This is a genomic window from Enterococcus sp. HMSC078F03 (genome assembly GCF_001811595.1).
Lineage (GTDB): Bacteria > Bacillota > Bacilli > Lactobacillales > Enterococcaceae > Enterococcus > Enterococcus faecalis.
Window position 1 is genome coordinate 90753 of record NZ_KV805588.1, and the last position, 11939, is coordinate 102691.

The window sequence follows — 11939 nt, forward strand, 5'->3', positions numbered from 1 at the left end:
TATTTATGATTTATTTTGGCGTAGTTTTAAAATATAAATAAATAACGCCAAAATAATTAAGATACAGCTTCCTATCACAAGATACAGAAGAATATTCGAAGCAGGTCGGGTGACTTTGACTGCCTCCTCATTCAATTTTTCATCTTCACCTTTAATTTCAAACGCTTTTTTCAATGTCCACTTTTTACTGTTTTGATCTTCCAACTGAATCGTCAACTCATATAAACCTTTTTTTAAGGCTTCATCATTCCAACTAATTGGAAGTTCAAATTGACTACGTGGTGCCACAGAAATTTGTTTTGATAACTCACGAATTTTCTCACTTTTTCCTTTTTTAGTAACAAAGGCGTTCATTTTCAATTGGCTCATTAAAACTGGTTCTGTATTTTCAATTGTCGCGAACAGTGTTAAATAACCATTTTCTAAACCTGGTTTCACCTTTGTTAACTGAAATGCTGGTTCCATTTTTTTATTTTCAACAACAAGTTTTGCTCCGATTGTGTAAGCAAATTTATTCGTTAAACTAAATCCTTTTATTTCCTTCTCTTTTCCATCTGTTAATTCATAACAATAAAATCCACCTAAAATCGTTCCTTCAAAACCATTTTTAGGGACATTTAATTGAAATGAAACTTCTTTTGTTTCTTTTCCTTGTAATTCGACTGTTTGTGACGGCGAAATCAATTCTTCAAATGTAGGACTACCTAATAATTTTTTTCCATGTTGCGAATAGTCTAAAGCGCCATTTTTATTGGTCAGCCCATTATTTGCATCGACACGCACTTTAATCGGTTGATCACTTACATTTTTCAAGCGTAATTTAAACTCTTGTGTGCTTCCAGGGGAGACTTTCAAATCGTAATAACTGACGGAAGATTGCTGGGTTTCTGGTAAAATAGCTTCTGCTTCAAAATTAATCTGATTTTCCTCAGCAGAAGCCGGTGCAGACCACAGAACCAACCAGCTAACTAAACTAAGAAAAAAGATGGGAATAAAAGTTCCCCATCTTTTTAAAGTCTTACGCTGGCGCATCAGATAAACCCCATGTAATCGTTGCTGTGTAGGCTTGTGCTTCAACACCTGCACGTGGTACAAAAAGTTTTACATTTTCATTTTTACCTTTTTCCCCTTGGAATAAGGCAGCCCAGGCGCCTGCACCTTTGCCTTTTTCAGCTGACATTACTGGTTGTAGTGAATCATTTAGTGTTAAACTATTTGATGCAATTGTTGGTGCTTCTGATTGGTTACTTTCTGTAGTTACTTGACCATTTGCCAAGGTTAATTGTGCACCTTTTAAGACGTTTTGATTTGTTACACCTTTAAATTCTGATATGGATGCGGATAGTGCCCAGCCTTCTGCACCTCCACGAGTATCATTAACTTGGACAAATGGTTTTTCATTTTGTGCAAAGTAAGTGGCATCCCCTTGTTGGATTTCTTGTTCACCAAAGCTAATACTTGAAGCGTATGGGATTGATAACGCGCCTTCTGCGCCCGTAGCTGGATTTTCATCTGTATCGCCTGTTGGATCAACGACAGGTTTGACATCTTTCCCAGAACCTGCTTTTAAAGTTACATCAGCTTGCGTGTCTTGTAAGTTTGCTTCATTTGCATAAACTGCTTGTCCTGCAATACTTAATGTTAATGCACTTAATGCAACACTTGCTAAAATTTGTTTTTTCATTCTAAAATTCCTCCTAAAATTTCTTGGTCACTTGCGACCTGCTTTTATTTTTACATCATTTTGAAATTTTAGTAAGAGTAAAAAAATTCTTTGTTTTAGAAAAAAAGTAAAAGTACGTTGTTATTTTTTTGAAAATATACAAAAAGAACGATACTATTTTTCAGCATCGTTCTTGTCTGTTTTTATTAACGTTCTTGTTTCACCGCTTCTAAAGCCGCTGTATTAATAATGTTCCAAGGTTTGTCAAACGCTGGTTGGAAGAAGAAGTCCGCATAGGCTAAGTCTTCAATCGTCATTTTGGCTTGAATCGCTAATGAAATAGCATTAATGTTTGCAGTTAAATCTGCTTTCGACATTAATTGAGCGCCTAAAATTTGTGTTGTTTCAGGATCATACACTAATTTAAACCAAGCTTTTTGTTTGTCTGGATTAAAGTCCATCAAGTAGTCTTCTACTACTGTCACCGCTTTTGTTTCTTTTCCTAATTTTTGAGCCATGACTTCGTTAATCCCTGTTGAAGCAAATTTATAATCAAAGACGGCCAAGCCAGAAGATCCTTGAACACCAGGGAAAGGTTTAACTGGTTCCTCTAGGTTTTTCACAGCAAAGCGACCTTGTTTACGAGCATTCGTTGCTAAGGCAATATTTACTTCTGTGTCTGCAGGATTGTATTTAATTAACGTAGCATCCCCTACTGCAAATACATCTGGCTCACTTGTCCGCATGTATTCATCCGTCTTGATTAGGCCATTCGGATGTAATTCTAAGGTACCTTTTAACCAAGCAGTGTTTGGACGGACGCCAACCGCTACAACGACCAAATCAGCATCGTACGCATTTTTATCTGTAACGACTTTTTGCACACGACCGTCGCCTTCGTAACGTTCAACTGTTTCACCAGTTGCAATGGTAATATTATTAGCTTCCATCTCTTCTGTTAAAACATCTGTAAATTCTTTATCTAGATATACCCCTAATGGACGATCTAAAATGTCAATAACAGTAACCTTTTTACCGGCTTTTGCAAATGCTTCGGCAGCTTCAATCCCAATATAACCACTACCAATCACAACCACATTATTGATTTCTGGATCTACTGTTTTTTGTTTTAATTTAATGGCCCATTGACGACCACGCATCAAGTAAATATTATCCAAATCTTTACCTGGAATATCTAATTCAAATGGGACAGCTCCGGGACTGATGATTAATTTATCATAATTTTCAACACGTTCTTCACCTGACACTAAATCTTTCACTGTCACTTGATGTTCTTTTGGTTGAATCGCTGTAATTTCAGTATTAGAAAAGACATTCACACCACGACTCTCCATTTTTTCGCCAGTCATATAGCGAACAGAATTAACATCTTTCACTTTTCCTTCTAGGTACAACTGCATGCCACAAGACAAGAATGAGATAAAATCACCTTTCTCATACCATTGAATTTCTGCATCAGGATGAAGATTTAGTAATTCCTCTACCGCTTCATAACCTCCATGTGATGATCCTAAAACAATAACTTTCATCGCTCGTTCCTCCCATATAATATTATTTCTTACATAATAAAGAATATCATATATTCTCAAAAAATAACAAGTAATATCCTCTTCTCCATTCTCAATTAAGTTCTTTAAATGAGAATAAAAAGGAGTATCCGCTGTATTTCGCCTCTTTTCAATTACTTTTTTATTTACTAAAAAATAAAAAATACTAAATTCTCCGATACGATTGATAGGGACGCCCCACTTTTAAATAGCTATTTTTACTTTCTAAAAGGTTATTTTTTTCTAGAAACAACACATATTTGCGAACAGAAACATGTGAAAGCTGACTCGCTTCTGATAATTCTTGAATCGTAAAATAGTCGGTAAATTCGTCTATTTTTTTTAACAATAGTTGTAATGTTGCTTGTGTTAGTCCTTTTTCTAAGGATAGGTTTTGAATATCTTGTTCATTTTTACGTGCGTTTGTCTGTGAAGAATGAAACAATTGGTCCACTTTTGTTTGCGAAAGCTCCTCCGTTTCCAGCGTGAATTGAGCAGCTTTTTTCTGATAGTTTTCGATACTTTGTTGAAATCGCTCAAAAGAGAAGGGTTTAACTAAATAGTCTAAAACGCCTAAATGTAAGCTTCGTTTAACATTTTCCAACTCGTTGGCAGCCGTAATCAGGATAACTTCTGTGTCAATTTTTTCATCTCTAATTGTTGCCAGATAGGTCAAGCCATTGCCATCTTTTAAATGAACATCTAATAAAACAAGTGCTGGTTGTTTTTCTTTCGTTAGTTGTAGACCTTCAGCAATTGTTGCAACCGTAAAAATAGTCGGTTGGTGAATTAATTTTTCAAGATATTTTTGATGTATATATGCAACCATAGGATCGTCTTCAATAATCAATAGGTTCATTTTCCTCTGCTCCTTCGTAATGAACATTTATGCGAAGGACAAGCCAATTGTTTTGTTGGTTTTCCCAAGTCAATGTCGCTTCCGCATTCTCTAATAATCTTGCCAAATAAGAAGTGAAAAACTCTTGTTCAAAGCGTTCCAGTTGTTCTTTTGGATAAGCAAACGAATAAGTCGTCGTCAAACTTCCTGGCTGATAATCAATGGTTTCAATGATCTCTTCTGGTAACGGTTGTTCCATCAGGAAACGATGAATATAACGGTAGATAGCAATCAAATTTTGCGTATCTTCATCTCGTTTATTTGGTGGAATTTCTGGATAAATTTCAATAGCTAATTGTGTTTTAATTTCTGCAAACTTGATTCTTTCCCCACTTAAAAAACCTGCTAGAATAGGATTTCTGACCAAAATAGCTAAGCGCTGTGCAAATTCCTTTTCTGGTTTCAATAAATCGGCTAGATAATGTTTTAGCGCCTCATAATCTTCTAAATCGACTAAGCCATAAATGACATGCATCTTATTCATAAATTCGTGTGATTGACTTTGTAATGCCGAAGCATATGTTGTTGTGCTGACAAGCTGTTCTGCGACAACAAACGTTTCCGTCGCATTTTTCAGAAAGATAACATGCCCAATTGTTTTTTTACGGACATTAATCGGGGCGATTGAGACGAAATAATCCTGGCCATTTTGACGATAAAATTGCTCTGTTTTTGAATGTACGACTAATTTTTCAGGAGATAAAACCAATGCTGAAAGTTTCTTTCCTAGTAAATTTTCTTCACTATTTGTTATATTATGATACATTTTAGTCGCCTCAATATTTGCTAATAAAATATTTTGATCGGTATCAATCACAAGGATTGCATCTTTCGTTTCCTCAAGCATGGCGTTTCGCTCTTCTAATAGACGAGCAATTTCTCTTGGCTCTAAATCGTGAAGTTGTTTTTTTAAATAATAAGAAACCACGATGGCTAATATAAAGCCAAAACCAACACTTAAAAGGACACTCACTGTGTAATCATTTTTTGTTCGTTCAATCAATTGTGAAAGCGAGGTCATTTTAATGCCCATTGCCACAACCCCAATTTGTTTTCCTTGATCATAGACTGGGACAAAACCTCGTAATGATTCTCCTAAACTCCCTTGACTAACAGACAAATGTTCCTCCCCTTTTAATGCTCGCACTTCATCGCCACCTTCAAAATGCTTACCTATTTTTTGGTGATCAGGATGTGTTAAACGAATCCCCTGCATATTCATAATCACGATAAAATCCAACTGATGGATTTCACCTAAACGAACCGTATACGCTTCCAATTCATCTGAATAGTGATCATTCTTTAAGGCTTCAATAACATTCGGTTCAATAGCCAACTGTTCCCCGACGGCTAAAAGTGCTTGCTCTTGGTTTTTACGAACTTCTTTAATTGTTTGGACCGTCGTTACTCCGTAAAAGAAAGTAATCATAATAATTAATGTTGCAATAAAAATCACTGATAAGAAGCACCATAATTTCCCGCCACGCTTCATTCCATCCCTCTTTTCTCTTCAAATAAAGTATAGCATAGGAAGATTTGGTTAAAAAACTTTTCTTTAGTTAAATTAATTAAATAATCTACTCTACAGAAAACGTTTACATTATGATGAATATAGATTAAAGTTATAGGAGGAAATAGCATGGAAAAGAAATTGCACGCAACAGCTGCTAATGAAACAGATTGGCGCAACAAATTAACCAAAACGAGGATTGGTTCGGTTACGTTACCTGTTTATCTTGTAACAGCTAGCATTATTCTTGTTACGGCTCTATTAGAACAACTACCAGTCAATATGTTAGGTGGTTTTGCCGTAATTTTAACAATGGGTTGGTTACTTGGAACAATTGGTGGAAATATTCCTATTTTGAAACATTTTGGCGGTCCCGCAATTTTATCTTTATTAGTACCATCAATTATGGTCTTTTTCAATTTACTCAACCAAAATGTCTTAGACTCAACAGATATTTTAATGAAACAAGCAAACTTTCTCTACTTCTATATTGCATGTTTGGTCTGTGGAAGTATCCTTGGAATGAACCGCAAAATTTTAGTCCAAGGTTTAATGCGCATGATTGTCCCGATGGCATTAGGAATGATTTTAGCAATGGGTGTTGGGACCCTTGTTGGAACGCTGTTAGGTCTCGGTTGGAAACATAGCCTTTTCTATATCGTCACTCCTGTTTTAGCTGGTGGAATTGGTGAAGGCATTCTTCCTTTATCCCTTGGTTATAGTGCCATTACTGGATTGCCAAGTGAACAATTAGTGGGGCAATTAATTCCCGCAACCATTATTGGTAATTTTTTTGCTATTATGTGTTCTGGTTTACTTAGTCGTTTAGGAGAAAAACGCCCTGAACTTTCTGGACAAGGTCAGTTGATTAAAATTACCAATTCAGATGATTTAAGTGATGCTTTAGAAGAAGACAAAGCACCAATTGATGTAAAATTAATGGGCGCTGGGGTTTTAATTGCGTGTACCTTATTTATTACAGGCGGTTTATTGCAACACTTAACAGGCTTTCCTGGTCCTGTTTTGATGATTGTTGTCGCAGCCTTTTTAAAATACTTAAATGTAGTACCGAAAGAAACCCAACGCGGATCAAAACAGCTTTATAAATTTATCTCTGGCAATTTTACGTTCCCGTTAATGGTCGGCTTAGGTATGTTATATATTCCTTTAAAAGATGTCGTAGGAATGCTTAGCTGGCAATATTTTGTTGTGGTAATTAGTGTCGTTTTCACTGTTATTGCTACAGGATTTTTCGTTTCACGCTTCATGAATATGAATCCCGTCGAGGCTGCCATTGTCTCCGCTTGTCAGAGTGGTATGGGTGGGACTGGCGATGTGGCTATTTTAAGTACAGCCAATCGAATGAACTTAATGCCGTTTGCACAAGTTGCGACACGTTTAGGCGGTGCCATTACAGTAATAACAATGACTGCTATTTTTAGAATGCTTTTTTAACCATAAGTGAATTATTTAGGAGGAAAATGATATGTCAACAAAAGATGTAAAAGAATTAGCGATTGAGCAAGCAAAAAAATTTGGGGGAAAATTAGAAGTCTGTCCTAAAGTTCCGATTGAAACAAAAGCAGATTTAGGAATTGCCTACACACCAGGTGTTGCAGCTGTTTCTTCTGCCATACATGAAAAAAAAGAACGCGCCTACGAATTAACAACAAAGAAAAACACCGTCGCCGTTATCAGTGATGGTTCAGCAGTTTTAGGTTTAGGTAACATTGGTCCTGAAGCAGCGATGCCTGTCATGGAAGGAAAAGCTGCATTGTTTAAACGCTTTGCTGGTGTGGATTCAATTCCCCTTGTTTTAGATACACAAGATACTGAAGAAATCATCCAAACAGTGAAATTTTTGGCTCCAACCTTTGGGGGGATTAACTTGGAAGATATCAGCGCTCCTCGTTGTTTTGAAATTGAACAGCGTTTAATCGATGAACTAGATATTCCCGTTTTCCATGATGATCAACACGGGACAGCGATTGTTGTTCTAGCGGCTTTGTACAACAGCTTAAAATTAATCAACAAGAAAATAGAGGACATTCATGTGGTAATCAACGGCGGTGGCTCCGCTGGTCTTTCAATTACAAGAAAATTTTTAGCTGCTGGCGTAAAACATATTATCATTGTTGACCGTACAGGGATTCTAAGCGAAACAGATACAGCTCTGCCACCACACCATGCAGAAATTGCGAAGCTAACCAATCGGGAACATCGTACTGGTGATTTAGCTACTGCTCTTGAAGGCGCTGATGTCTTTGTTGGTGTTTCAGCACCAGGTGTTTTAAAACCCCAGTGGATTCAACAGATGAATGAGCAGCCAGTTATTTTTGCAATGGCTAACCCAGTTCCTGAAATTTTTCCTGATGAAGCTTTAGCGGCAGGCGCTTATATTGTCGGAACTGGTCGTAGTGACTTTCCGAATCAAATTAATAATGTGTTGGCCTTCCCTGGTATCTTCCGCGGTGCCTTAGATGCTCGGGCGAAAAAGATTACGATTGAAATGCAAATTGCCGCTGCCAAAGGTATTGCAAAATTGATTCCCGATAATGAACTCACGCCGACCAATATTATTCCCGATCCATTCCAAGAAGGAGTCGCAAAAGTCGTCGCCGAAAGCGTCCGTAACGCTGTCAAAGAAACAAATTAAAAAGAGAAAAAAGGAACAACCTAACTCCTCTGAAGTTAAGTTGTTCCTTTTTAAAATCTGAAACGCTAATCTATTATTTAAAACTGATATTAAACTCTTGCATATCTTTTTCAATATAAGCAAGTAATTTTTTATTTTCAAAGAAACGTGTAAAGTAGTACGCAATACGATAATCTTCAACAGCATCTAGTCCTAGCATTTGTTTATTAAACGCTTTTTCGTATAATAAGCAATCTAAAGAGTAAATAGAACTGTGTGTCCGATTAATTTCGATTCCTTTATCACTTAATTCAATACTCTTTGCATAGTCTTTAATTAATGAATAGAATTTTGCGGTATTATAATAAATACGGCATTGCTCTAATGGATAATCTAATTTGAATTCGCTTAGCAATTGTAAAGATTTATCGTAATAAACTTTTGCTTTTTCAATATCATCTTCTAATTCATATAAAATACCAATCGCATTCATGCTCAAAATATTATAAATATTAATATCACGACTAATTTCAAAACCACGATGTAAATAGAACAATGCTTCGCTATTATTTTTCTTACCTAATAAACTCGTAATTCCTTTATAATAGAAAAATTTTGTTTCTAAAATTCTGTTTGAACTTTCGATATCATCTGGATAGTCTTTCAACAAATCATAGGCTTCATCGTGCTTAAAGTAAAAGCATAATTCTTCTACTTTATTTAATAAGCTTTCGAGTTTTTTCTCACTAGAACCTTCGATACATTCTTCCACTTGTAAGTCTAAACGTAGACATACAGATGAGAAAATGTCTAAACTGTCACACACATTTTTGTTTTCAATGTTACTAATTGTTGCTTGTGTACAAATTCCTTTTGCCAATTCAGCTTGCGATAATTTTTTCTTTTTACGCGCTGTTTTGATTTTTTCTCCCGCTACTCTCACAGTCAAAACTCCAATCTTTCTATTTTTTTTGTATTAAACATACCATCATTTTACAGATAATGTTATAATGAAGCTATCATAATAAAGGAGGTGAAATATATGTTTGATTTACTTGCTTTATTAACTGGAATTTCAGTTCGTGGCAATGCGCCACACCAATAATTACGTGTTTGTTTAACTGAATTTCTGACGGCTCTACCTATGCCAGTAGGTGGAGCCATTTTTTATTTAATATTATAAAATTAACAGTATTTCTGAAACCTCACACTTAGTATAACACAAATTATAAATTATGCTAGATAGTTACCAAATTAACGTCATTACAAGGATGTTACGTTTTTACAACATCTTGTAAAACTAGACAATGCTGTCCTTCTTTATCCACCACACTCAATGATAGTGATAGTATCTTATGATAGAAACAACATGTACATTATAACAATTATTATTAAGAAAGCTACTTCTCAATAGGAGAAGTAGCGCTTCTCTCGTTACAGTTTTACTCTTCTTCTTCAGCCATGAATGTATTGAAAACTTCTTCAATCATATCCCATTCAGCGTCTGTTTCGATTTGCTGTAAATCGCCTTCTGTACCTTCTGCGTTTTCCACATATGAGTAAGCTTGCAATTCAACATCTTCATCCTCAGGAATTCCTGCTGGATATAATAAAACATAATTTTTACCGAATTCTTCTTGACCGTCAACAGTTAGTAAGATCTCGTATAATGTTTCATTTCCTTGTTCGTCTACTAAAGTAATGTGTTCATGTCCTTCATGATCATGATCGTGGTTGTGTTCTGTCATTCTTCTTCTCTCCCTTGATGTATTCAAAGCTCGATAATTATCGGCTATGTGCATCTAAATAATTTTGTAGAATCATTACTGCCGCTAGTTTATCAATGACTTTTTTTCTTTTGGCTCTGGAAGCATCTGCTTGCTCCACCAAGAAACGCTCTGCTTGGACAGTTGTTAATCGTTCATCTTGATAGTCAACAGGTAATTGAAATAATTCTTGAATCTTATCACCATATGCCATAGATGCTTCAGCTCTAGGACCGATGGAATTATTCATGTTTTTCGGTAAACCTACGACAAATTTCGTGACTTCGTATTCTTTCACCAATTCACCTAATCGCTCAAAGCCGAAGTTCTCTTCCTCTTCATTGATGCGAATAATTTCGATGCCTTGCGCTGTCCAACCTAATAAATCACTAACAGCCACACCGACTGTCCGTGAACCTACATCTAGCCCCATGATCCTCATTTGATATCGATTCCGTGGTTCGCTAAGTAATATTTGGTTAATTCTTCCATGATTTCATCACGTTCATGACGACGAATTAAGTTTCGAGCATCTTGATAACGAGGAATGTAAGCCGGGTCCCCAGAAAGTAAATACCCTACTATTTGGTTAATAGGATTGTATCCCTTTTCTTCTAATGCCCGATATACGGTTTCTAACGTTTCACTGATTGCTTTTTTTCGATTATCATCAAAATCAAAGCGTACTGTTTCGTCTGTAAAACCCATTTTACTACACCTCACTTCTACTTTTATACAATTTCATTTTACTAGAAAAGAACCGAAACTACAAACAAAATTTCTTCTCCTTCTCTCTTTTTTGTTATTTCTTAGTCTTTTATTAATAAAGGCTTCGTAAAAAAATGACAGCCATCGATAATTTTAAAATTATAAAAACAAATACACAACTTTATAAAACAAGAATAAAGCTCTGCTAAATCGCCAGAATATCACCTTTCCCTTCAATTCATTTTGTGAAAAAATCGACGTTTTTCTTTTGAAAACTTTTAAATATCTATGATTAAATAATATCAGCCTTTTAATGTTACAATTCGCTAACAATCTGTTTACGATGTAAATTTTCGATTGCAGCTGTTATTTATTTCCTCTTTTTGGTTCGTTTGTAGTACACTAGAAGAAAATACATAAAGTGAGGCTTGCTCAATGACTCCTGCTCATTTGGATTTACTTTTAGAAACCTGTTTGTTAGCTGGTAAAATTATGATAGAAAGCGATGCAGAAATGTACCGTGTTGAAGATACAATGAGCCGAATTGCGCTTGCTTCTGGCAACTATCGAATGGTTAGCTATGTGACACAAACTGGGTTATTTGTTGGCATAGATGGAACCTCCACGATTCGTATGGTTCAAGTAATGAAACGTGGCATTGATTTAGAAAAAATCTCTCGTGTGAATCAGCTGTCTCGTGCTTATGTGGCTGGTGATTTTTCTTTAGAGGAGTTACTGAATAAACTAAAAGTGATTGATAGTGAACACCGACATTTTCCAATTAGCGCACGCATTGTTAGTGCGGCCGTTGTCAGCGCTACGATTATGATTCTTTTTGGTGGCGTCTGGTCCGATTTATTCTTGACTTTTCTGATTGGTGGTTGCGGCTATAGTCTTTATTATTTTAGTTTAAAGTTTCTCAAGATTAAATTTTTATCTGAATTTTTAGCTTCGCTGTTCATTGGTGCAGCCGCTATCCTTTCAGTCAAATTGGGACTCGGACAATCACAAGATTTAATCATCATTGGTTGTGTCATGCCTTTAGTGCCTGGTGTGCAAATTACCAATGCTCTTCGCGATTTGCTAGCCGGACACTACTTATCGGGTGTTTCTCGTGGGACTGAAGCATTAATGACTTCAGGAATGATTGGTTTTGGCATTGCTTTTGTCTTTCAACTTTTCTATTAAAAG

The 11939-nt window shown here is 35.9% G+C and carries 12 protein-coding genes; 3 read left to right on the forward strand and 9 right to left on the reverse strand.

Translation table 11 applies throughout. The features are described 5' to 3' along the window. Nucleotides 1–3: 3 nt before the first annotated feature. The 5 genes from HMPREF2810_RS11455 to HMPREF2810_RS11475 all read right to left on the reverse strand — a co-directional run bounded on the left by HMPREF2810_RS11455 (nt 4) and on the right by HMPREF2810_RS11475 (nt 5621). Complete coding sequence (locus HMPREF2810_RS11455) at nt 4–1032, reverse strand: WxLIP family cell surface protein (RefSeq protein WP_002382180.1); 1029 nt, start codon at nt 1030–1032, stop codon at nt 4–6. Continuing rightward, entirely contained in the window at nt 1019–1684 is a 666-nt protein-coding gene (locus tag HMPREF2810_RS11460; RefSeq protein WP_002382179.1) for a WxL domain-containing protein, read from the reverse strand. Before HMPREF2810_RS11460 ends, HMPREF2810_RS11455 begins: the two co-directional genes overlap by 14 nt. A gap of 185 nt (nt 1685–1869) precedes the next feature. Beyond that, nucleotides 1870–3213: an NADH peroxidase gene (locus HMPREF2810_RS11465; protein ID WP_002416912.1), complete on the reverse strand. Its 1344-nt coding sequence runs from the start codon at nt 3211–3213 to the stop codon at nt 1870–1872. Nucleotides 3214–3397: 184 nt separating this feature from the next. After that, nucleotides 3398–4090: a response regulator gene (locus tag HMPREF2810_RS11470; RefSeq protein ID WP_002382177.1), complete on the reverse strand. Its 693-nt coding sequence runs from the start codon at nt 4088–4090 to the stop codon at nt 3398–3400. Further along, nucleotides 4071–5621 carry a Spo0B domain-containing protein gene (locus HMPREF2810_RS11475; protein WP_002382176.1) on the reverse strand — a complete coding sequence of 517 codons (1551 nt, stop codon included), beginning with the start codon at nt 5619–5621 and terminating at the stop codon, nt 4071–4073. The genes HMPREF2810_RS11470 and HMPREF2810_RS11475 overlap by 20 nt, the downstream gene beginning before the upstream one ends. Before the next feature lie 147 nt (nt 5622–5768). Between HMPREF2810_RS11475 and HMPREF2810_RS11480 the strand changes: the two genes are divergently transcribed. Further along, complete coding sequence (locus HMPREF2810_RS11480) at nt 5769–7094, forward strand: 2-hydroxycarboxylate transporter family protein (RefSeq protein WP_002357930.1); 1326 nt, start codon at nt 5769–5771, stop codon at nt 7092–7094. A 31-nt stretch (nt 7095–7125) separates the two neighbouring features. Beyond that, nucleotides 7126–8295 carry an NAD(P)-dependent malic enzyme gene (locus tag HMPREF2810_RS11485; RefSeq protein ID WP_002382174.1) on the forward strand — a complete coding sequence of 390 codons (1170 nt, stop codon included), beginning with the start codon at nt 7126–7128 and terminating at the stop codon, nt 8293–8295. A 73-nt stretch (nt 8296–8368) separates the two neighbouring features. Here the strand turns inward: HMPREF2810_RS11485 and HMPREF2810_RS11490 are convergent, their stop codons facing one another. The 4 genes from HMPREF2810_RS11490 to ireB all read right to left on the reverse strand — a co-directional run bounded on the left by HMPREF2810_RS11490 (nt 8369) and on the right by ireB (nt 10748). Further along, nucleotides 8369–9217: a helix-turn-helix domain-containing protein gene (locus HMPREF2810_RS11490; protein ID WP_070635611.1), complete on the reverse strand. Its 849-nt coding sequence runs from the start codon at nt 9215–9217 to the stop codon at nt 8369–8371. A 499-nt stretch (nt 9218–9716) separates the two neighbouring features. Further along, nucleotides 9717–10022, reverse strand: coding sequence for a DUF1292 domain-containing protein (locus tag HMPREF2810_RS11495; RefSeq protein WP_002357933.1), 306 nt, complete (start codon nt 10020–10022; stop codon nt 9717–9719). A 37-nt stretch (nt 10023–10059) separates the two neighbouring features. Then, nucleotides 10060–10482, reverse strand: coding sequence for a Holliday junction resolvase RuvX (gene ruvX / locus HMPREF2810_RS11500; RefSeq protein ID WP_002357936.1), 423 nt, complete (start codon nt 10480–10482; stop codon nt 10060–10062). Further along, nucleotides 10479–10748 (reverse strand): regulatory phosphoprotein IreB, encoded by a 270-nt coding sequence (gene ireB / locus HMPREF2810_RS11505; protein ID WP_002357937.1) that lies wholly within the window; start codon nt 10746–10748, stop codon nt 10479–10481. The genes ruvX and ireB overlap by 4 nt, the downstream gene beginning before the upstream one ends. 435 nt (nt 10749–11183) lie before the next feature. On the opposite strand from ireB, the gene HMPREF2810_RS11510 reads away from it, so the two are divergent. Beyond that, the gene (locus HMPREF2810_RS11510) at nt 11184–11936 is read left to right on the forward strand and encodes a threonine/serine exporter family protein (RefSeq protein ID WP_002357938.1); all 753 of its coding nucleotides are present in this window, start codon (nt 11184–11186) and stop codon (nt 11934–11936) included. Nucleotides 11937–11939: the final 3 nt, after the last annotated feature.